Source organism: Mesorhizobium sp. M0500, assembly GCF_040321165.1.
In the GTDB taxonomy this organism is placed as follows: domain Bacteria; phylum Pseudomonadota; class Alphaproteobacteria; order Rhizobiales; family Rhizobiaceae; genus Mesorhizobium.
Window position 1 is genome coordinate 355,833 of sequence record NZ_JAMYRB010000002.1, and the last position, 21,740, is coordinate 377,572.

Below are 21,740 nucleotides of genomic sequence, written 5' to 3' on the forward strand. Positions count from 1 at the left end.
TATCCGCTACTCCCCATTCACAATTCACTATTGACCATTCACCATCAGGCCGCTTCGGCGGCCAGGCGCTGTGCCTTCTCGACCGCTTCCTCGATGCCGCCGACCATGTAGAAGGCGGCCTCCGGCAGATGGTCGTAATCGCCGTTGCAAAGGCCCTTGAAGCCCTTGATGGTGTCGGCGAGGTCGACCAGCTTGCCCGGTGCGCCGGTGAACACTTCGGCGACGAAGAAGGGTTGCGACAGGAAGCGCTCGATCTTGCGGGCGCGGGCCACGGTCTGCTTATCCTCTTCCGACAGCTCGTCCATGCCCAGGATGGCGATGATGTCCTGCAGCGACTTGTAACGCTGAAGGATCGACTGCACCTGGCGGGCGACCTGGTAATGCTCTTCGCCGACAACCATCGGGTCGAGCATGCGCGAGGTCGAATCGAGCGGATCGACGGCCGGATAGATGCCCTTTTCCGAAATCGCGCGGTTGAGCACGGTCGTCGCGTCGAGGTGGGCGAACGAGGTCGCCGGTGCCGGGTCGGTCAGGTCGTCGGCCGGCACATAGATCGCCTGCACCGAGGTGATCGAACCCTTGGTCGTCGTGGTGATACGCTCCTGCAGCGCGCCCATGTCGGTAGCCAGCGTCGGCTGGTAGCCCACGGCCGAAGGAATGCGGCCGAGCAGCGCCGACACTTCCGAGCCCGCCTGCGTGAAGCGGAAGATGTTGTCTACGAAGAACAGCACGTCCTGGCCCTGGTCGCGGAAATATTCGGCAACCGTCAAGCCGGTCAGGCCGACGCGGGCGCGTGCGCCCGGCGGCTCGTTCATCTGGCCATAGACGAGCGCGGCCTTGGAGCCTTCGCCGCCGCCCTTCTTGTTGACGCCGGACTCGATGAACTCGTGATAGAGGTCGTTGCCTTCGCGGGTGCGCTCGCCGACGCCGGCGAACACCGAGAAGCCGCCATGCGCCTTGGCGACGTTGTTGATCAGTTCCTGGATCAGCACCGTTTTGCCGACGCCGGCGCCGCCGAACAGGCCGATCTTGCCGCCGCGGGCATAGGGGGCCAGCAGGTCGAGCACCTTGATGCCGGTGACCAGGATCTGCGCTTCCGTCGACTGCTCGACATAGGTCGGCGCCGGCTGGTGGATCGAGCGCATCTCGATGCCGTCGACCGGGCCTGCCTCGTCGACCGGCTCGCCGATGACGTTGATGATGCGGCCGAGCATGCCCGGGCCGACCGGCACGGTAATCGGTGCACCGGTGTCATAGACGTCCTGGCCGCGGACCAGACCTTCGGTCGAGTCCATGGCGATGCAGCGCACGGTGTTCTCGCCCAGATGCTGGGCCACTTCGAGCACGAGGCGATTGCCGACATTGATCGTCTCAAGCGCGTTCAGGATCGCCGGCAGATGTTCGCCGAACTGGACGTCGACAACGGCGCCGATGACCTGGCGAACCTTGCCTGCCAGGCCGGTTTTCTTGATGGTGGCGGCCGGCGTATTCACAGCGGCGGCCTTGGTTGCTGCCGCCTTCTTGGCCGGAGCGGCCTTTGCTGCTGCCGGAGCCTTCGCTGGTGCCGCGGCCTTAGGGGCTGCCGTCTTGGGGGTCGCTGCTTTCGCCATCGTCTTTACCCTTTTCGTCTCTTTGTTTCTCACACGCTTGAGGTCGATGACCTCCTTGTGGGCGTGCCTAGAGCGCCTCGGCGCCCGAAATGATTTCGATCAATTCCTTGGTGATCTGCGCCTGCCGCTGGCGGTTGTAGGTGATCGACAATTTGTTGATCATGTCGCCGGCGTTGCGCGTCGCATTGTCCATGGCGCTCATCTTGGCGCCCATCTCGCCGGCGGCATTCTCGAGCAGCGCGCGAAAAACCTGCACGGAAATGTTGCGCGGGATGAGATCGGAGAGGATCTCGCCCGGCTCCGGCTCGTATTCGTAGACGGCGCTGCCGCCGTCCTTCACTTCCGCGCCAGCCGCAGGCGCGCCCGCCGGGACAATTTGCTGCGCCGTCGGGATCTGGCTGATCACCGACTTGAACTGCGAATAGAACAGCGTGCAGATGTCGAAGCCGCCTTCGTTGAACAGGTGGATCACCTTCTTGGCGATGGCATCGGCATTGACGAAGCCCAGCGTCTTGACCTCGCGCAGGTCGACACGCTCGATGATCAGCGCCCCGTAGTCGCGGCGCAATATGTCGAACCCCTTCTTGCCGACGCAGATGATCTTGACCTGCTTGCCGTCGGCCAGAAGCTTGCGGATGTGGTCGCGGGCAAAGCGGGCGATCTGCGAATTGAAACCGCCGCACAGACCGCGTTCGGCCGTGCAGACGACAAGCAGATGCACATCGTCCTTGCCGGTGCCGGTCATCAGCGCCGGGGCATCGCCGCCGCCGCCGATCGCCTGGGTGATATTGGCCAGCACCGCGCCCATACGCTCCGAATAGGGACGCGCCGCTTCCGCCGCTTCCTGCGCGCGACGCAGCTTCGCCGCGGCGACCATCTGCATCGCCTTGGTGATCTTCTGCGTCGCCTTGACCGAGGCGATACGGTTACGAAGGTCTTTTAACGAAGGCATGCTTCAAACCTGATCCCGTCCGTCCTGCTCAAGCAAAGGTCTTGGTGAAGGCGTCGATTTCTGCCTTCAGCCTGGCGCGCAGATCGTCGGACAGCGCCTTCTCCTTGCGGATGCCGTCGAGCACGTCCTTGCCGGCCGAGCGCATATGCGACAACAGACCATGCTCGAACTTGCCGACCTGGTTGACCGCCAGCTTGTCGAGATAGCCGTTGACGCCGGCGAAGATCACCGCGACCTGCTCCTCGACTTTGAGCGGCGAGAATTGCGGCTGCTTCAACAGCTCGGTCAGACGCGAGCCGCGGTTTAGCAGGCGTTGCGTGGCGGCGTCGAGATCGGAGCCGAACTGTGCGAAAGCAGCCATTTCGCGGTACTGCGCGAGCTCGCCCTTGATCGACCCGGCAACCTGCTTCATCGCCTTGATCTGCGCCGAGGAGCCGACGCGCGACACCGACAGGCCGACATTGACCGCCGGACGGACGCCCTGGAAGAACAGATTGGTTTCCAGGAAGATCTGGCCGTCGGTGATCGAGATGACGTTGGTCGGGATATAGGCCGACACGTCGTTGGCCTGCGTTTCGATGATCGGCAGCGCCGTCAGCGACCCACCGCCGTTTTCGTCATTGAGCTTGGCGGCGCGCTCGAGCAGGCGCGAGTGCAGGTAGAAGACGTCGCCGGGATAGGCTTCGCGGCCCGGCGGACGGCGCAGCAGCAGCGACATCTGGCGATAGGCGACGGCCTGCTTCGACAGGTCGTCGTAGCTGATCAGCGCGTGCATGCCGTTGTCACGGAAATATTCGCCCATGGTGCAGGCGGTGAACGGCGCCAGGAACTGCATTGGCGCCGGATCGGAGGCGGTCGCGGCGACGATGATCGAATAGTCGAGCGCGCCGCGCTCTTCCAGGACCTTGACGAACTGCGCCACCGTCGAGCGCTTCTGGCCGACGGCGACATAGACGCAGTACAGCTTTTCCTTCTCAGGGCCGTTGTCGTGCACCGATTTCTGGTTGAGCATGGTGTCGAGGATGATCGCGGTCTTGCCGGTCTGGCGGTCGCCGATGACCAGTTCGCGCTGGCCGCGGCCGACCGGGATCAGCGCGTCGATGGCCTTGAGGCCGGTCGACATCGGCTCGTTCACCGATTTGCGCGGGATGATGCCGGGCGCTTTGACGTCGACGCGCTTGCGTTCGGTGGCCTGGATCGGGCCTTTGCCATCAATCGGGTTGCCGAGCGCGTCGACGACGCGGCCGAGCAGGCCCATGCCGACGGGCGCATCGACGATGGCGCCGGTGCGCTTGACGGTGTCGCCTTCCTTGATGTCGCGGTCGGCGCCGAAGATGACAACGCCGACATTGTCGGCTTCGAGGTTGAGCGCCATGCCGCGGATGCCGCCGGGGAACTCGACCATCTCGCCGGCCTGGACATTGTCGAGGCCGTAGACGCGGGCGATACCGTCACCGACGGACAGCACCTGGCCGACTTCGGAGACCTCGGCCTCCTTGCCGAAATTCTTGATCTGGTCTTTCAGAATTGCGGAAATTTCCGCGGCGCGGATGTCCATCAGCCGACCTCTTTCAGTGCAAGCTTGAGCGAATTGAGTTTGGTTTTGAGCGACGTATCGATCTGGCGCGAGCCGATCTTGACCACCAGTCCGCCGAGCAGCGACGGATCGACGGTGACCGTGATCGCCACATCCTTGCCGGCGACACTTTTCAGCGCTGCCTTCAGCTCGGTTTCCTGGGCAGGCGTCAGCGCATGCGCCGAGGTAACCTCGGCGGCGGTCTCGCCGCGGTGTTCGGCGGCGATCTGGCGGAACGCCTTGATCATGCCGGGCACGGCAAATAGCCGGCGATTCTGGGCAACGACGCGCAGGAAATTGCCGGTGAGGCCGGTGATCCCCGCTTTGTCGGCGATCGCGGCGATCGCCTTGGCCTGGTCCTCGCTGGAGAAGACAGGGCTCCTGATCAGCCGCGAAAGGTCAGCGCTGCCTTCGAGCATCGTTTCGAACCTATTGAGGTCGGCCTCGACGCTGGCGACCGAATTGGCCTGCAGCGCGAGTTCGAACAGCGAACCCGCATAGCGTTCTGCGACACCTGAGATTGGCGATGACGATTGGGCCACGGACCGTCTTTTCTCTTGTCTGACAGGCCGCAGATTGTTGGCGCGAGCAAAAACTCTGGCTAAATCTTTGACCTTACTGCATTTTTCCAAGCACGGAGGCGCGGCTTCCGCTATCCCCGGTCGAAAGTCGATTGCCGTCTAGCACAGGCATTTTCAGACCGCAATGCGTCGTCCGGCATGGTTTTCAGGCACTATTGTCGCATCCGCCGGCCGAGTTCAGCAACCAACCCCGGATTGATCCCTGATTCAGGGCAAAAAGCCGAAGGCGAAGGCCAGAGGCAGCGCCGCCAGCACCAGCTCGACGACGATGGATGCCCAGTTGAACGGCGTGTTGGCGCCGTCCGACATCATCGACAGCAGCCGGCCGAAGGCGGTGAACAGCCAGGAGAAGCCGAGCGCCATATAGAGCAGCGGCTGCGCCAGGAGGATGCAGCACAGGCTGAGGCCGAGATAGAAGCCCGACATCCGGCCGCGCCCCTCGGCGATCGCCGCTGCCTTCTCCGGTCTGACCTGCAGCCGCAGGATCCGGAAGGCCAATCCTGGCGCCAGGAACAGCAGCAGGCCGAACAGCAAGGTCACCACGGCGCTCGACCATGCCAGCCACTCGCCCTGGCTCATCGGCCACGGAAACGCAAATTCCATGTTGTCCCCTCGTAAATGGATATTCAAAATTTCGGGCATTCTAACGAAGCAAGAGACATACGCCAGATGGGCATCGGCAATTTACGGAAGCCTGTCCTCTGAGCCCCTTCACAAAAAGCTCTGCGGGTCGATGTCGACCTGGACTCGCACCGAGCCCCTTATCTTCGGTCCCTCGGCCAGCATGGTGCGAATGAACCCTTGCATGTCGGCGCGCCGTTCGCCCTGGATCAGCAGGCGAAAGCGATGGCGGCCGCCGATCAACGACAGCGGCGCCTCGGCCGGGCCGAGCACGAACAGGTCGCTGGCCTGCGGCGCGGCGCGACGCAGGCCACGGGCGTGCCCTTCGGCTTCGGCCCGTGTCGCCGCGCTGACGATGACGCCGGCGAGCCTGCCGAAGGGCGGCAGCCCCGCCCGCTCACGCTCGGCGATCTCGCGCTCGTAGAAGGCCTCGGCATCGCCTGAGACGATCGCGCGCATCACCGGGTGGTCGGGTTGGAAGGTCTGCAGCAGGCCGAGGCTTTTCTTGCCGGTGCGGCCGGCGCGGCCGGTCACCTGGCTGAGCAGTTGGAAGGTGCGCTCGGCGGCGCGCGGGTCGCCATTGGCAAGGCCGAGATCGGCATCGACCACACCGACCAGCGTCATGTTGGGGAAATTATGGCCCTTGGCGACGAGTTGTGTGCCGATGACGATGTCGGCCTCGCCATTGGCGATGGCTTCAAGCTCGAGCCGCAGCCGCCGCACGCCGCCCATCAGGTCGGACGACAAGACGATGGTGCGGGCATCGGGGAAATGCGCGACGACCTCCTCGGCGATGCGCTCGACGCCTGGCCCGCAGGCGACCAGATGATCGAGCGTGCCGCATTCCGGACAGGCTTCGGGCCGGCGTTCATTGTGCCCGCAGTGGTGGCAGACGAGCTGGCCGCGAAAGCGGTGCTCGACCAGCCAGGCCGAGCAGACCGGACAGCCGAAGCGGTGGCCGCAGACCCGGCAGAGCGTCAGCGGCGCATAGCCGCGCCGGTTGAGGAACAGCAGCGACTGTTCCTTTCTTTCCAGCGTCTGCCGTATATGGCCGAGCAGTACAGGCGACAGGAAGCCGCCGCGTGCCGGCGGCGCGCGGCGCATGTCGATCGTCTTGAGATCGGGAAGTGCCGCCTCGGCAAAGCGCGCCGAAAGCACCGCCCTGCTGTAGCGGCCCTGGCTGGCATTGACCCGGCTTTCGACCGACGGTGTCGCCGAGGCGAGCACGACCGGAAAGCCGCCGATATGGCTGCGCACCACGGCCATGTCGCGCGCGTTGTAAAAGACGCGATCCTCCTGCTTGTAGGCGGGATCGTGCTCTTCGTCGACGACGATCAGTCCAAGCTCCCTGAATGGCAGGAACAGCGCCGAGCGCGCGCCTGCGACGACCCGCACGCCGCCTTCCGCTACCTGCCGCCAGACCTTTTCGCGCATCCTTGGCGGCAGGTCCGAGTGCCACTCCGCCGGCTTGGCGCCGAACCGCTCCTGGAAGCGTTCGAGGAAGGCGTGGGTCAGCGCGATTTCCGGCAGCAGGATCAGCACCTGCTTGCCGCGATCGAGCGCGGCCGCGACCGCCTCGAAATAGACCTCCGTCTTGCCGGATCCGGTTACACCGTCGAGCAGGGTGACGCCGAATGTACCGGTCGCGACATTGGCGCGCAGCGTCTCGGCGGCATCGCTCTGGTCGGGCATCAGTGAAGGCACGGCGTAGCCGGGATCGGGTGCTGCGACCACCGGCCGCGGCGGGATCATCACCGTCTGGAATACGCCCTGCACCCGCAGCCCGTCCACCACCGTCGACGACACGCCTGCCGCATGCGCCAGGCCGGATCGCGTCCAGGCAAGTCCGCCTTCGGCCGTCTCCAGCACGCGCGTCCTCGCCTCCGTCATCCGGTCGGGCTTGGCGAACGTGCGCTGCAGCCCTTCGATCCACGGCTCCGGGTCGAACGCCTCCGGCGCCCTGAGCAGCATGCGCGCCACCATGCCGGGCGGCGACAGCGTGTACTGCGCCACCCAATCGACAAAACGCCGCATCGCGCGGTCGATCGGCGGGCAGTCGAAAACCTGCTCGATCGGCCGCAATTTCTTCGCGTCGACCTTTTCGACGGCGCCGTCCCAGACGATGCCGGCGACCTGGCGGGGCCCAAGCGGAACGCGCACGATCGAGCCCGGCACCACGCGCATGCCAGCCGGCACGGCATAGGTGTAGGGGCGCTCGGCGGGCATCGGCACCAGCACCGGTGCGGCCGCGACAAAGGGCGAATCTTCGATCATGAGGCGTGACCTTGCCCCGACTTTGGTCTAGATCAAAGTCCGACCCCAAATGTGCATGACGTGCACATGAAAAATCTTCAGGAGACCGCCATGAAATTTTTTGTCGACACCGCCGATGTCAAGGAAATCCGCGAGCTGAACGATTTGGGGCTGCTCGACGGCGTAACCACCAATCCGTCGCTGATCCTGAAATCCGGCGGCAAGATCGCCGACGTCACAAGAGAGATCTGCGAGATCGTCAAGGGCCCAGTCTCGGCCGAAGTCGTCGCCACCGAATACAAGGACATGATGGCGGAGGCCAAGATCCTGGCCAGGATCGCCGACAATGTCTGCATCAAGGTGCCGCTGACGCTCGACGGCCTGAGAGCCTGCAAGGACATCCGGTCGGACGGCCGCATGGTCAACGTCACGCTGTGCTTCTCGGCCACCCAGGCGCTGCTCGCCGCCAAGGCCGGCGCCTCCTTCATCTCGCCCTTCGTCGGCCGCATCGACGATAGCGGCTGGGACGGCATGGAGCTGATTGCCGATATCCGCACCATCTACGACAATTATGACTTCCAGACTGAAATCCTGACCGCTTCGGTGCGTACCGTGAACCATGTCAAGCAGGCGGCGCTGATCGGTGCCGATGTCATCACCGCGCCGCCGGCGACGCTCAAGGCGCTGGTCAAGCACCCGCTGACCGACAAGGGCCTGGAACTGTTCCTCGCCGACTGGGCAAAGACCGGGCAGAAGATCGGCTGAAGCGACTATCCTACGAACAAAAAAAGCCGAGCAATCGGCCTTTTTTGCAGATTGCGCACTCTGGAAAGACCTAGCTTGCCGCCGGCTTGCCGTGCTTGATCAGATCCTGGGCAATCGACAGCCGCAGCACATCTGCCAGCTCGCGCGCCGCACGGTTCTCGGCGTCGATCTGGGCCCGGTATGACGCGAATTCCTGGCGCGGCCTGTCGTATGACGACGGAATCGAGCGCTTGCCCCTCGCTATGACCGTGCCCGTCTTGGCATCGCTGAGCACATAGTTGGCAGTCAGCGTCACAGTGCCGGCGGTCGGCTCGTCCTCGTCGGTCGTGACCTGCTCGATTGCCGCCGATTCGACGAGTTCGGAGACGCCGAGATCAAGCGAATAGACCGGCGAAGCCGGCTCGCCGGCGCCCTGGCCGAGCGCGAAGATCAAATTGTTGCGGACCTGCTGGGCGTAGCGGGTCTTGACCGGCTTGACCGAGATCGATGCCAGCTCGGCAGCGGCGCCGACCTGCGAGCCGGCGATCAGCGGCGCGCTCGAATAGAGCGGCCGCACCGTGCAGGCGGAAACCAGCGCCACCGAGGCGAGCAGCCCGTAAAGCACGATACGACGCAGCGTCAGCTCCGCTTTTTTCGGATCAGGCAACGACATTGACGATCCTCTGCGGCACGATGATCACCTTGCGCGGCGCCTTACCTTCGAGCGCTTTCTGCACGAAGTCGAGGGCCAGAACCGCTTTTTCGACCGCACCTTGGTCCGCGTCGCGGGCAATTGTCAAATCGCCGCGCTTCTTGCCGTTGACCTGGACGGGCAGCACGATCTCGGCGTCGACGACAAGCGAGGGATCGTAGTCCGGCCAGGGCCGTTCGGCGACAAGGTCGGTGCCGCCGAGCGTCTGCCAGCACTCCTCGGCCAGATGCGGCATGACCGGCGCGATCAGGTGCACCAGGATCTCGGCGGCCTCACGGCAGGCCGCTTGCAGCGCCGGATCGGCCTTGCCCGCTACCGCCTCGTTGAGCGGTACGGTCAAGGCATTGGCGAGCTCGTAGATGCGTGCGATGGCGCGGTTGAAGGCGAGCTTTTCGATATCCTCGCCGACCGACTTCAAGATCTTGTGCGCGGCCTTGGACACTGTCCCGGCCTCGCCGTCCTTCGCCGCCTCTGGCCGCACGCCGGCGAGCGATTCGGCAGCCGTCGACACCAGGCGCCAGATGCGCTGGATGAAGCGATGCGCGCCGGCCGCACCCTCGTCGGTCCATTCGACATCGCGCTCGGGCGGCGAGTCCGACAGCATGAACCAGCGCGCCGTATCGGCGCCGTAGCCGTCGGTGATCTCTTCCGGACTCACCGTATTCTTCTTCGACTTCGACATTTTTTCGAGCGGACCGATCACCGCGTCTTCGCCGGTGGCGATTTCGAAGGCGCGGCGCTTGCCGTCGGCGTCTTCCAGCCTGACCTCGCTTGGCGCAAGCCAGCGGCCGTTCGAGGCGCCGCCAACCCGATAGGTCTCGTGCACCACCATGCCTTGCGTGAACAGGCCCCTGAACGGCTCGGCGAGATCGACATGGCCGGTCTCGCGCATGGCGCGGGTGAAAAAGCGCGAATAGAGCAAATGCAGGATCGCATGCTCAATACCGCCAATATACTGGTCGACCGGCAGCCATTCAGTCGCGGCCTCGGGATCGGTCGGATCGTTTGCCCACGGCGCGGTGAAGCGAGCGAAATACCACGAAGAATCGACAAATGTGTCCATCGTGTCGGTTTCGCGCCGCGCATTCTTGCCGCAACGCGGGCATTTGACGTGCCGCCATGTCGGATGGCGATCGAGCGGATTGCCCGGCCGGTCGAACTCGATGTCGTCCGGCAGCTTGACCGGCAGGTCGGCTTTCGGCACCGGCACCACGCCGCAATCCTCGCAATGGATCATCGGGATCGGGCAGCCCCAATAGCGCTGGCGCGAAATGCCCCAGTCGCGCAGGCGGAAATTCACCTTGCGCTCTGCCATCGGCCGGTTGCCGATGGTCCTTTGTTCCAGCAGCTTCGCCACCTCGTCGAATGCCTGATCCGGCTTCATGCCGTCGAGGAAGCGCGAATTGATCATCGCGCCATCATCGACATAAGCCTCGTCGATGACCTGGAAGCTTCCTTGATTCTCGCCTTCCGGCATCACCACCGGAATGACCGGAAGGCCGTATCTGTTGGCGAAGTCGAGGTCGCGCTGGTCATGTGCCGGGCAGCCGAAGATGGCGCCGGTGCCATAGTCCATCAGCACGAAATTGGCGACGTAGACGGGCAGCGTCCACCTCTCGTCGAACGGATGGACAACGCGAATGCCGGTATCGAAACCCTTCTTCTCGGCCGTCTCCAATGCCGCCGCCGAAGTGCCCATATGCCGGACTTCGTCGATGAACTTTGCCAGCGCCGGATTGTCTTCGGCGGCCTTTTTGGCCAGCGGATGGTCGGCCGCAATCGCCATGAAGGACGCCCCGAAGATCGTGTCGGGCCTGGTCGTATAGACTTCGAGCTCATGCTCGCCGGCGATTGGCTTGGCCAGCGGCCAGCGGATCAGCAGCCCTTCTGAACGGCCGATCCAGTTCGCCTGCATCAGCTTCACTTTTTCCGGCCAGTCGTCGAGCTGATCGAGCGAATCCAGCAGATCCTGCGCATAATCGGTGATCTTGAAGAACCACTGCGTCAGCTCGCGCTGTTCCACCAGCGCGCCTGAGCGCCAGCCGCGTCCGTCGATGACCTGCTCGTTGGCAAGCACCGTCATGTCCTCCGGATCCCAGTTGACCTTGGAGGATTTGCGCGTCACCAGCCCCTTCTCGACGAAATCGAGGAACAGCATCTGCTGGCGGTGATAGTAGTCGACATCGCAGGTGGCGAACTCGCGCGCCCAATCGAGCGACAGGCCCATGACCTTGAGCTGCTCGCGCATGGCGGCAATGTTCTGATAGGTCCAGTCCTTGGGATGGACCTTGTTCTGCATCGCCGCGTTTTCGGCTGGCATGCCAAAGGCGTCCCAGCCCATCGGGTGCAGCACGTTGAAACCCTTGGCCCGCTTGTAGCGCGCCACCACGTCGCCCATCGTATAGTTGCGGGTATGGCCGATATGGATGCGCCCCGACGGATACGGGAACATCTCCAGCACGTAGTATTTCGGGCGCGGGTCGTCATTGTCGGCTTCGAACAGCTTCTTGGCGTCCCAGGCCTTCTGCCATTTGGGCTCTGACGCGCGCGGATTGTATCGTTCGGTTGCCATCGGGTGTTTTTCACTTAAAAGCATGCGCGAGCCGCCGGACAATGCCCGGGCGGCTCAGGAAATGTCGTCGCGGTGTTCACCATGGATTGCCGGACCCGTCAACTGCGGCGATCCGGCGAAAAGCCAAACACAGGCAGGATATAGGCATGGCGAGCGCCGTCGAACAGCTTTTCACGGTCAAGGCAAGGATCGCTGCCGCCGAGCGCGAGGCAGGCCGTAAGGCCGGAGCGGTGACGCTGGTCGCAGTCTCGAAAACCTTCGACGCCGCCGATATCCGCCCGATTATCGAGGCCGGCCAGCGCGTCTTCGGCGAAAACCGCGTCCAGGAAGCACAAGCCAAATGGCCGGTGCTGAAGGAGGCATTTTCCGACATCGAGCTGCATCTGATCGGTCCGCTGCAATCGAACAAGGCCAAGGAAGCGGTGGCATTGTTCGACGTCATCGAAACCGTCGACCGTGAAAAGATCGCCGCAGAGTTGGCCAAGGAGATCGCCAGGCAAGGCCGGTCACCAAGGCTCTATGTCCAGGTCAACACGGGCTCCGAGCCGCAAAAGGCCGGCATCGAGCCGCGCGAGGCTGTCGCCTTCGTGGCCCGCTGCCGCTCGGTTCACGCCCTCGCCATCGAAGGGCTGATGTGCATTCCGCCGGCCGACGAGAACCCCGGTCCGCATTTCGCGCTGCTGGAAAAGCTTGGGCTTGAGGCCGGCGTCGACAAGCTCTCCATGGGCATGTCCGGCGACTACGAAACCGCGATCGCCTTCGGCGCGACCAGTGTCAGGGTTGGATCGGCGATTTTCGGCGCCAGATGAGGCGCAGCCGGCCTTAGCCCACAGGCTGACATTGACTAAGCCAGCGTATAGAAACGGAACGTTTCGTTCCTATATGGATCGAGTTATTCTCAACCCGTCTGGAGCCACCATGCGTTACAATCAACTTGGAAATACGGGGATGTTCGTCTCCGAACTTTGCCTCGGCACGATGACGTTCGGCGCGGCCGGCGAGAATGCCCAATGGGGCCTGATCGCCAGCCTCGACCAGAAGGGCGTCGACGAGATCGTTGCCCGCTCGCTCGCCGCCGGCGTCAATTTCTTCGACACGGCGGATGTCTATTCCTTCGGCGCCTCGGAACGGCTTCTCGGCCAGTCGCTCAGGAATCTTGGCGTCAACCGACAGGACGTGATCATCGCCACCAAGGTCCATGGCGCCATGGGCGGGGGCCCGAACCAGCGTGGTTCCTCGCGCGGCCACATCATGGATTCGGTCGAAGGCAGCCTCGAGCGGCTGCAGCTCGATCACATCGATCTCTACCAGCTGCACGGCACCGACACGGTGACGCCGATCGACGAAACGCTGCGGGCGCTCGACGACCTGGTTGCCGCCGGCAAGGTCCGCTATGTCGGCGTCTCGAACTGGCAGGCTTGGCGCGTCGCCAAGGCGCTGGGTATTGCCGAGCGCAAGGGATTTGCCCGCTTCGAGACCGTGCAGTCGTACTACTCGATCGCCGGCCGCGATCTCGAGCGCGAAATCGTGCCGCTGCTCAACGAGGAGAAGCTCGGGCTGATGGTCTGGTCGCCGATGGCTGGCGGCCTGCTCTCCGGCAAATACGGACCGGGCGCCCCCGGCAATGGCGAGGGCCGTCGCGCCAGCTTCAATTTCCCGCCGGTCAATGAGGACCGTGCCTGGGCAGCAGTCGCCGTCATGCGCGAGATCGCCGCCAAGCACGGCGTCAGCGTCGCCACGGTGGCGCTCGGCTATGTCCTGGCCAAGCCATTCGTGATGAGCGTCATCATCGGCGCCAGCCGCATGGAGCAGCTGGAACAGAACCTTGCAGCCACCGAGTTGCAGCTCGATGCGGATGATCTCGTTCGCCTCGACGAAGTCAGTGCCCTGCCCGCCGAATACCCCGGCTGGATGCTGGAGCGTCAGGCGGCCGGCCGGCGTCCGGCGCCCTTTGTGCCGAAAAAGTAACTCAATCTTACCTTCTTACCTTCGTTGCTTCGGGAGCCGGCAGGCTCCCGATCTTTTTTGGGCTCAGGTCAGCCGGACAGTCTCGACCAAAAAGTCCAAAAACGCCCGCACCCGCGCCGGCAGATGCTTGCCTTGGCCGACATAGACGGCGTGGGTGAGTTCCTCGTCGCCGGGGTTGAACTCTTCCAGCAGCGGCAGAAGCCGGCCGGCGGCAATGTCGGCCTCCACATGCCAGCGTGCCAGCCGGGCGATGCCCGCCCCCGAGAGCGCCATCAGCCGCATCGCCTCGCCGTCGCTGACCAGCGTATTTCCGATGATCGACAGGGTGATCGGCTTGCCGCCCGCGTCGATAAAAGGCCAGCCCTCGAGGTGACGTACGAAACGGAAGCCCATCCGGTTGTGACGATCGAGATCGGCGGGCTCCTTGGGCGTGCCACGCGCTTCGAGATACGATGGCGCCGCAACGACGACCACCCGGCTCTGCCCGAGCTTGCGCGCCACCAGCCGTGATTCGCCGAGCGGCCCGGCGCGGATGGCGACGTCAGCGCGCTCCTCCATCAGGTCGATGACATCGTCAGTCAACACCAGATCGACCGAGATTTCGGGGTAGCGCTCTAGAAAACGCGGCAAAAGCGGGATCAGCCGGTGCTGCCCGAAAGGCACATAGCTGCTGATCCGCAGCCGGCCACGCGGCGCGGCACCCGCCGCTGCCTCGCGCTCGGCCGCCGCCATGTCGGCCAGGACGCGCACGCCGCTGTCGAAGAACGCCGCCCCCTCCGGCGTCAGTTGCAGCTTGCGCGTCGAACGGCTGACCAGCCGCGCACCAAGCCGCGCCTCCAGCCGCGCGATCAGCTTGCTCACCGCCGACGGCGTCATCCGCAACGCACGGGCAGCGGCTGAAAAGCTGCCCGCCTCGACGACGCGGACGAACACTTCGATCTCGCCGGAGCGATTGATGTCGGGCCTGGCCATTGGTGAATTTATTTCACAGACGATGTGCCCGATGCAAGGCTGGTTCACAGCACATCGCGGCACGATCTTCCGGATCGGGGCGTGGGAGGACACGGCGCCCATCGTCAAAACTGGTCGTCATCGAAGTGGGAACCGCCATGCCCCTTGCTCTTTACGCTCTTGCCGCCGGTGCCTTTGGCATCGGCGTCACCGAATTCGTCATCATGGGCCTGCTGCTCGACGTCAGCACCGATCTCGGCGTCTCGATCTCAGCTTCCGGCCAGCTGATTTCCGGCTATGCGCTGGGCGTCGTCATCGGCGCGCCGCTGCTGACAATCGCGACCGGCCGTTGGCCGCGCAAAACCGTGCTTCTGGCGCTGATGGCGATCTTCACGCTGGGCAACCTCGCTTGTGCCCTTGCCCCAGACTACTGGACGCTGATGGGTGCGCGCGTACTGACCGCCTTCGCCCACGGCACCTTCTTCGGCGTCGGCTCGGTCGTGGCGACCGGACTGGTGGCGCCCAACAAGAAAGCCTCGGCGATCGCCCTGATGTTCACCGGCCTGACCATCGCCAACATCCTCGGCGTGCCCTTCGGCACATGGCTCGGCCAAGCCTTCGGCTGGCGCGCGACCTTCTGGGCGGTGACCCTGGTCGGCATCGCCGCCTTTACCATCATTCTGCTGCTGGTGCCGCGCAGCCGAACAGAGCCTGAGAAGAGCAATTTGCGCGCCGATCTCGCCGTGCTCGGCCGCACGCCGGTCCTTCTTGGCTTTGCTACCACCGTGCTTGGCTATGCCGGCGTCTTAGCCGTCTTCACCTACATCGCCCCGTTGCTGACCGAGATCACCGGTTTTGACGAAGCAGCGGTGTCGCCGATCCTGCTGGTCTTCGGCGGCGGCCTCATCGCCGGCAACCTCGCCGGCGGCAAGTTCGCCGACCGCTGGTTGGTACCGTCCGTTCTCGGCAGTCTCGTCGTGCTGGCGATGGTGCTCGGCACCATGACCTTCGCCCTGCACAACCAGGTCATGGCCGTTATCTATGTCGGCCTGCTCGGCGCCGCCGCCTTCGCCACCGTCGCGCCGCTACAGTTATGGGTGTTGCAGAAGGCGCAAGGCGCCGGCCAGAGCCTAGCTTCATCCTTCAACATCGCCGCCTTCAACCTCGGCAATGCGGCCGGCGCCTGGCTCGGCGGCGTGGTCATCGCCCATGGTCCCGGCCTCGGTGCCGTCACCTGGGTCGCGGCGCTGTTGCCGCTTTCAGCGCTCGCCGTGGCGGCGTTTGCGCTGCGTCTCGACCGAGATCCTGTCCTCGCCACACCGGAAATCGCGCGGTCATAGAACGCAAACCTCAACCAATCTTTGAAACAGCCATCCTTCGACAAGGAGCAAACCCATGGATTATCGAAATCTTGGCGCATCAGGCCTGAAGGTCCCGGCGCTCTCGTTCGGCGCTGGAACCTTCGGCGGTTCAGGCCCGCTGTTCGGCGCCTGGGGCAACAGCGATGCGACGGAAGCACGGCGGCTGGTCGACATCTGCCTTGAGGCCGGCATCAACCTGTTCGACACCGCCGATGTCTATTCGAGTGGCGCTTCCGAACAAGTGCTCGGCGCTGCCATCAAGGGCCGCCGCGACGCCGTGCTGATCTCGACCAAGACCTCGCTGCCGATAGGCGACGGTCCCAACGATGCCGGATCGTCACGTTCACGCCTGATCAAGGCCGTCGAAGACGCGCTGGGGCGCCTTGGCACCGACTACATCGACCTGCTGCAACTGCACGCCTTCGACGCTGCAACACCGATCGAGGAGGTGCTGTCGACACTGGACAGTCTCGTGCGCGCCGGCAAACTGCGTTATGTCGGCGTCTCCAATTTTTCCGGCTGGCAAGTGATGAAATCGCTCGGCCTGGCGGGCAGATACGGCTATCCCCGATACGTCGCCCATCAGGTCTATTACTCGCTGGTCGGACGCGACTATGAATGGGAGTTGATGCCGCTCGGCCTCGACCAGGGTGTCGGTGCGCTGGTGTGGAGCCCGCTCGGCTGGGGCCGCCTGACCGGCAAGATCCGCCGTGGCCAGAAGCTGCCTGAGAAAAGCCGGCTGCACGACACGGCAAGCTTCGGACCGCCCGTCGAGGATGAGCATCTCTATCGGGTCGTCGACGCGCTTGATGCTGTCGCCGAGGAAACCGGCAAGACCATACCGCAGATCGCCATCAATTGGCTGCTGCAGCGGCCGACCGTCGCCTCCGTCATCGTCGGCGCGCGCAACGAGGAGCAATTGCGCCAGAATCTCGGCGCCGTCGGCTGGTCATTGACAGCCGAGCAGATGAAGAAGCTCGACACGGCAAGTGAGGTCACCGCACCCTATCCGTATTTTCCCTATCGCCGGCAGGAGGGTTTTGCCCGGCTGAACCCGCCCGCAGTCTGACGCTCCAAAAGCTGGGCGGCGGCTCCCAGGCTGCCGCCCGCCCGGCTAATGCAGAACGAACTCGCCGTCGACCTTGCGCCATTCGTTCGGCGCGATCAGCTTCTGGTGCGTGTAGCTGACCGAATGCAGCGGGCCTTCGAGCTTGGCCTTCCAGAACTCGATGAAGCGGATCAGCACCGGAAATTTCGGGGCGATGTCGTAATCCTGCCAGATGAAGCTCTGCAGCAGATGCGGATGATCTGGAAAGTGATAAAGAATCTTGGCCGTGGTCAAGCCATAACCCTTGAGCATCAGGTCCATTTCTGAATGGTCGCGCATTGCGGTCCCCTGGTTGATTCTCCTTCCTCCCAGGCTGAAATTGTGCACCCCATTTGCTTAATCGTCTATTGATATTTCTATGATCGAACCAGATTACTTCCGCAAAAACATGCGCTTAGCAGCCGACTCACGAGAGTGCTGACACCGCCTGGTAAGGCGCCTGCGGCATCCCGCCGCGCGAATCCAACGTCTAATGTTGCCGTCGCGGCCGAACTGTTAATAATGCGCGCGAATTCGCGGCCGCATCGCTGCGATCCTGCCGGCGGTCAAGCCGGCGGTTTGGTTTTGGGGAGGAAGGCGAAGAAATGTCCGATGTTCATGTCCATCGCGTCCAGCCGGCGTGGAAGAAGAACGCGCTGATTGACAATGACACCTACCTGAAATGGTACGCCGACAGCGTCAAGAACCCGGACAAGTTCTGGGGCAAGCACGGCAAGCGCATCGACTGGTTCAAGCCGTACAGCAAGGTCAAGAACACGTCCTTCGACGGCCAGGTCTCAATCAAATGGTTCGAGGATGGCCAGACCAACGTTTCCTGGAACTGCATCGACCGGCATCTGAAGAAGCGCGGCGAACAGACCGCCATCATCTGGGAAGGCGACAATCCCTACGACGACAGGAAGATCACCTATAACGAGCTTTACGCGCATGTCTGCCGCCTCGCCAATGTGATGAAAAAGCACGGCGTCAAGAAGGGCGACCGCGTAACCATCTACATGCCGATGATCCCGGAGGCCGCTTATGCGATGCTCGCCTGCACGCGCATCGGCGCCATTCATTCGGTCGTCTTCGGCGGCTTTTCGCCGGATGCGCTGGCCGGACGCATCGATGACTGCAAGTCGACCTTCGTCATCACCGCCGACGAAGGCCTGCGCGGCGGCAAGCCGATCCCGCTAAAGGAGAACACGGACAAGGCGATCGAGATCGCCGCCAAGGCCGGAACGAAAGTCGAAAAGGTCTTGGTAGTGCGCCGCACTGGCGGCAAGACCGGCTGGGCCGCCGGGCGCGACGTCTGGTACCATGACGAGGTCGCGACGGTTAAGGCCGAATGCAAGCCCGAGAAGATGAACGCCGAGGACCCGTTGTTCATCCTCTACACATCCGGCTCGACCGGCAAGCCGAAAGGTGTGCTGCACACCACCGCCGGCTATCTCGTCTATGTCTCGATGACCCACCAATATGTCTTCGACTATCATGACGGCGATATCTACTGGTGCACCGCCGATGTCGGCTGGGTCACCGGCCACAGCTACATCGTCTACGGGCCGCTCGCCAACGGCGCCACCACGCTGATGTTCGAAGGCGTGCCGAACTACCCGTCGCAGTCGCGTTTCTGGGACGTGATCGACAAGCACAAGGTCAACATCTTCTACACGGCGCCGACGGCGTTGCGCGCGCTGATGGGCGCCGGCGATGCCCATGTCACCAAAACGTCGCGCAAGTCGCTGCGCGTGCTCGGCACCGTCGGTGAGCCGATCAATCCGGAAGCCTGGGAGTGGTATTTCAACGTCGTAGGCAACGGCAAGGTGCCGATCGTCGATACCTGGTGGCAGACCGAGACCGGCGGCATCATGATCACGCCGGTTCCGGGCGCCACCCACCTCAAGGCGGGTTCAGCGACGCGGCCCTTCTTTGGCGTCAAGCCGCAGCTGGTCGATACCGACGGCAAGGTGCTCGAAGGCGAAGCCAGCGGCAATCTTTGTATTGCCGACTCATGGCCGGGCCAGACGCGCACCGTCTATGGCGATCACGACCGCTTCGTGCAGACCTATTTCTCGACCTACAAGGGCAGATACTTCACCGGCGACGGCTGCCGCCGCGATGCTGACGGCTACTACTGGATCACCGGCCGCGTCGACGACGTCATCAACGTCTCCGGCCACCGCATGGGCACCGCCGAGGTCGAATCGGCGCTGGTTTCGCATGAGAAGGTCTCGGAGGCCGCCGTCGTCGGCTACCCGCACGATATCAAGGGCCAGGGCATCTACTGCTATGTCACGCTGATGGCCGGCGAAACGCCAAGCGAGGAATTGCGCCAGGAACTCGTCGCCCATGTCCGCAAGGAGATCGGCGCCATCGCTTCGCCCGACAAGATCCAGTTCGCGCCCGGCCTGCCGAAGACCCGTTCCGGCAAGATCATGCGACGCATCCTGCGCAAGATCGCCGAGGATGATTTTGCCGCGCTCGGCGATACCTCGACGCTGGCCGATCCGGCGGTCGTCGACGACCTTATCGCCAACCGGCAAAACAAGAAGGGCTGATGCAACCCGCATTGGGCGCCGTCACCGAGCTTTGGCGCTATCCCGCGAGCTCGCTCGCCGGCGAGTTTCAGCAGGCGATCTCCGTCGACCGGCATACCGTCGAAGGCGACCGCCTGTTTGGTCTTGTCGATACCTCGACCGATGAAATCGCACGGCCCGACCGCGAAGCGAAATGGCACAAGGTGCCCCGCATCCGCACCCGGCTGTCGCAGGCCGGCAGGCTGGAGGTCGCCATCCCCGACGGACGCTGGCTTTCGGCACCTGGCGCGCAAAGTGATCGCGCCATTTGCGCCTATCTCGGCTTTGCGGCTTCCATCCGGCCGTTCCGTCGGGAAAATGCTGCTCCGGATTACGCCGGCCCTCTGCTGACGGAACGCTACGTCAAAGCCCCTATTCATCTGCTGACCACCGCCTCACTGGCGCGTTTGAAAGTGCTGCATCCAAAGGGCACCGCCGACGCGCGCCGCTTCCGCCCCAACATCGTCGTCGATGTGCCGGAGGTCGAGGGGTCGTTCCCCGAGACGGAATGGATCGGGCGCAAGCTGGCGATCGGCGACCTGCTCCTGACCATCTCCGAGCCGTGCCGCCGCTGCGGCTTCACCATCATTGGCCAGGACGGGTTCGACCACGACCCGGCAATCCTGCGCAGCCTGGTCCGCCACAACGCCCATAACCTCGGCGTCTACTGCACCGTCGATCGACCGGCCCGCGTCGAGATCGGCGCCACGATGCGCCTCCTGTAGCTATCGGTACAAATCCGCCCGCGTCGGCGGCAGGCCGCTCGGCCCACGCGCGCGCCTTGTGGCGACGGTCTGGAAAACCTGCGCCGAGGCGCGTTCGAAGGTAATCGAGCAGCCGGTGAGATAAAGCAGCCAGAGCCGCGCCTTGGCTTCGCCGACCTCGGCGATAGCTTCGTCGAAGCGTGCGTGGAGGCGCTCGGCCCATAGCCTGCAGGTGCGCGCATAGTGCTCGCGCAAATTTTCGACGTCGTAGACGAGGAAGCCGTGGGCCTCGAGATTGCCGAGCGTCATGCCGATCGTGTCGAGTTCGCCGCCCGGAAAAATGTATTTGATCAGCGCCTTGAATTCCGGCCCCTTGCGCAGCGTCTTCTTCAAGCTGCCCTTGTCGCGCCGGGTGATGGCGTGGTGCAGATAGATGCCGCCCGGCTTGAGCAGGCGATGGATCCTCGAGAAATAGGCCGCATGGTTGGCAAGCCCCAGATGCTCGAACATGCCGATCGACGAGATCTTGTCGAAGGAGCCGGACAGCTCGGCATAGGACTTTATCTCGATGGTGATGCGGTCCTCCAGCCCCTCGGCGCGGATGCGTTCACGGGCGAGCTCGGTCTGTGCTTCCGATAGCGAAACGCCGTGGCCGACGACGCCATAATTCTTCACCGCATGGATGAGCATCGCTCCCCAGCCGCAGCCGATGTCGAGCAATCTATCGCCGGGCTTCAGCCGAAGCTTGCGGCAGATATGGTCGAGCTTGTCTCTCTGGGCCTGATCGATATCGTTGGCGAAATCCTTGAAGTAGCCGCAGCTATAGACCATGCGCTCGTCGAGGAAGAGCCGGTAGAATGCGTTGGAAATGTCGTAATGATGCTCGATCGCCTCCTTGCTCGAACCGCTGACGAAAGGATTGCGGCCGGAAAGATCGGTTCGCGTCGTCATCTGTTTTCGCGAAAACAGCACCGCCGGCAGGTCGCGCAGGATCGCCAGCTTCGGCAATGTCTTGAGCTTCGTCCTGAGCTTGCCGTGCGTGGGCAAGGCGTAGAAATCGAACAGCGATCCGTCTTCGACGTCGACCGCCTTGGCAATCCACATCTCGATCAGCGTCGATAAAGAGGGCCGACGTACGATCTGCCAGACGATGTCCTGGTCGTTGATGGTGAGCACCGGGCCGGCAGCCGGGCCGATCCGCTCGCCTGTCCACAGCCTCACCGCAAAACCCGGCTTCAGCGTCTCGATGACCGTCCGAACAATCCGGGCCGCTCTCTCGGCTGCCTCCATCCCGTCCTCCCTTACCCGGCAAAATAGTGGCCCGGAACAATAGCGGCTCGATCTTGCCTGCCCGATCGGCCGGCCGCAAGCCGCCCGAGTGCACAAGCAGGCTTGTTCAGGATTTTCGGGTGCCGCGCCTTGCCATTTGCCGGATGACACCCCATCATGAGGGAGTGTTCAACAAATCG

The 21,740-nt window shown here is 63.6% G+C and carries 18 protein-coding genes; 7 read left to right on the forward strand and 11 right to left on the reverse strand.

The window, feature by feature from the left end; translation table 11 throughout:
* Positions 1-44 precede the first annotated feature (44 nt).
* The 6 genes from atpD to NKI70_RS05600 form a co-directional block, all read right to left on the reverse strand.
* Complete coding sequence (gene atpD, locus NKI70_RS05575) at positions 45-1,610, reverse strand: F0F1 ATP synthase subunit beta (RefSeq protein WP_023678097.1); 1,566 nt, start codon at positions 1,608-1,610, stop codon at positions 45-47.
* Between the two features lie 67 nt (positions 1,611-1,677).
* Positions 1,678-2,562 (reverse strand): F0F1 ATP synthase subunit gamma, encoded by an 885-nt coding sequence (locus NKI70_RS05580; protein ID WP_023678098.1) that lies wholly within the window; start codon positions 2,560-2,562, stop codon positions 1,678-1,680.
* Positions 2,563-2,590: 28 nt separating this feature from the next.
* The gene (gene atpA / locus NKI70_RS05585) at positions 2,591-4,120 is read right to left on the reverse strand and encodes a F0F1 ATP synthase subunit alpha (RefSeq protein ID WP_352724359.1); all 1,530 of its coding nucleotides are present in this window, start codon (positions 4,118-4,120) and stop codon (positions 2,591-2,593) included.
* Positions 4,120-4,680 carry a F0F1 ATP synthase subunit delta gene (locus NKI70_RS05590; RefSeq protein WP_023678100.1) on the reverse strand — a complete coding sequence of 187 codons (561 nt, stop codon included), beginning with the start codon at positions 4,678-4,680 and terminating at the stop codon, positions 4,120-4,122. The genes atpA and NKI70_RS05590 overlap by 1 nt, the downstream gene beginning before the upstream one ends.
* A gap of 246 nt (positions 4,681-4,926) precedes the next feature.
* Positions 4,927-5,322 carry an AGROH133_08824 family phage infection protein gene (locus tag NKI70_RS05595; RefSeq protein ID WP_023678101.1) on the reverse strand — a complete coding sequence of 132 codons (396 nt, stop codon included), beginning with the start codon at positions 5,320-5,322 and terminating at the stop codon, positions 4,927-4,929.
* Positions 5,323-5,430: 108 nt separating this feature from the next.
* Positions 5,431-7,614, reverse strand: coding sequence for a primosomal protein N' (locus NKI70_RS05600; RefSeq protein ID WP_023678102.1), 2,184 nt, complete (start codon positions 7,612-7,614; stop codon positions 5,431-5,433).
* A gap of 90 nt (positions 7,615-7,704) precedes the next feature.
* On the opposite strand from NKI70_RS05600, the gene fsa reads away from it, so the two are divergent.
* Positions 7,705-8,358, forward strand: a complete 654-nt coding sequence (fsa, locus tag NKI70_RS05605; protein ID WP_023678103.1) for a fructose-6-phosphate aldolase — start codon at positions 7,705-7,707, stop codon at positions 8,356-8,358.
* Between the two features lie 70 nt (positions 8,359-8,428).
* On the opposite strand, the gene NKI70_RS05610 is transcribed toward fsa, so the two are convergent.
* Complete coding sequence (locus tag NKI70_RS05610) at positions 8,429-9,010, reverse strand: LPS assembly lipoprotein LptE (protein WP_352724360.1); 582 nt, start codon at positions 9,008-9,010, stop codon at positions 8,429-8,431.
* A complete protein-coding gene (gene leuS / locus NKI70_RS05615; RefSeq protein WP_352724362.1) occupies positions 8,997-11,621 on the reverse strand; it encodes a leucine--tRNA ligase in 2,625 nt (874 codons plus the stop codon). The genes NKI70_RS05610 and leuS overlap by 14 nt, the downstream gene beginning before the upstream one ends.
* 146 nt (positions 11,622-11,767) lie before the next feature.
* Between leuS and NKI70_RS05620 the strand changes: the two genes are divergently transcribed.
* Together NKI70_RS05620 and NKI70_RS05625 are read left to right on the forward strand one after the other, a co-directional pair.
* Positions 11,768-12,430, forward strand: a complete 663-nt coding sequence (locus NKI70_RS05620) for a YggS family pyridoxal phosphate-dependent enzyme (protein ID WP_352724363.1) — start codon at positions 11,768-11,770, stop codon at positions 12,428-12,430.
* Between the two features lie 109 nt (positions 12,431-12,539).
* Positions 12,540-13,589, forward strand: coding sequence for an aldo/keto reductase (locus NKI70_RS05625; RefSeq protein ID WP_352724364.1), 1,050 nt, complete (start codon positions 12,540-12,542; stop codon positions 13,587-13,589).
* A gap of 63 nt (positions 13,590-13,652) precedes the next feature.
* Here the strand turns inward: NKI70_RS05625 and NKI70_RS05630 are convergent, their stop codons facing one another.
* Positions 13,653-14,561: a LysR family transcriptional regulator gene (locus NKI70_RS05630; RefSeq protein ID WP_352696909.1), complete on the reverse strand. Its 909-nt coding sequence runs from the start codon at positions 14,559-14,561 to the stop codon at positions 13,653-13,655.
* 137 nt (positions 14,562-14,698) lie between these two features.
* Here NKI70_RS05630 and NKI70_RS05635 point away from each other — a divergent pair, with 137 nt between their 5' ends.
* Both NKI70_RS05635 and NKI70_RS05640 read left to right on the forward strand, forming a co-directional pair.
* Positions 14,699-15,880 carry an MFS transporter gene (locus tag NKI70_RS05635; protein WP_352696911.1) on the forward strand — a complete coding sequence of 394 codons (1,182 nt, stop codon included), beginning with the start codon at positions 14,699-14,701 and terminating at the stop codon, positions 15,878-15,880.
* Between the two features lie 55 nt (positions 15,881-15,935).
* On the forward strand, positions 15,936-16,970 hold the full coding sequence (locus tag NKI70_RS05640) for an aldo/keto reductase (protein WP_352696913.1): 1,035 nt from the start codon (positions 15,936-15,938) through the stop codon (positions 16,968-16,970).
* Positions 16,971-17,015: 45 nt separating this feature from the next.
* Here the strand turns inward: NKI70_RS05640 and NKI70_RS05645 are convergent, their stop codons facing one another.
* Positions 17,016-17,288 carry an usg protein gene (locus NKI70_RS05645; protein WP_023678111.1) on the reverse strand — a complete coding sequence of 91 codons (273 nt, stop codon included), beginning with the start codon at positions 17,286-17,288 and terminating at the stop codon, positions 17,016-17,018.
* A gap of 305 nt (positions 17,289-17,593) precedes the next feature.
* On the opposite strand from NKI70_RS05645, the gene acs reads away from it, so the two are divergent.
* Both acs and NKI70_RS05655 read left to right on the forward strand, forming a co-directional pair.
* Complete coding sequence (gene acs, locus NKI70_RS05650; RefSeq protein ID WP_023678112.1) at positions 17,594-19,549, forward strand: acetate--CoA ligase; 1,956 nt, start codon at positions 17,594-17,596, stop codon at positions 19,547-19,549.
* Complete coding sequence (locus NKI70_RS05655) at positions 19,549-20,292, forward strand: MOSC domain-containing protein (protein WP_023678113.1); 744 nt, start codon at positions 19,549-19,551, stop codon at positions 20,290-20,292. Before acs ends, NKI70_RS05655 begins: the two co-directional genes overlap by 1 nt.
* Here the strand turns inward: NKI70_RS05655 and NKI70_RS05660 are convergent, their stop codons facing one another.
* Positions 20,293-21,561, reverse strand: a complete 1,269-nt coding sequence (locus NKI70_RS05660; protein WP_023678114.1) for a class I SAM-dependent methyltransferase — start codon at positions 21,559-21,561, stop codon at positions 20,293-20,295.
* Between the last annotated feature and the right edge of the window lie 179 nt (positions 21,562-21,740).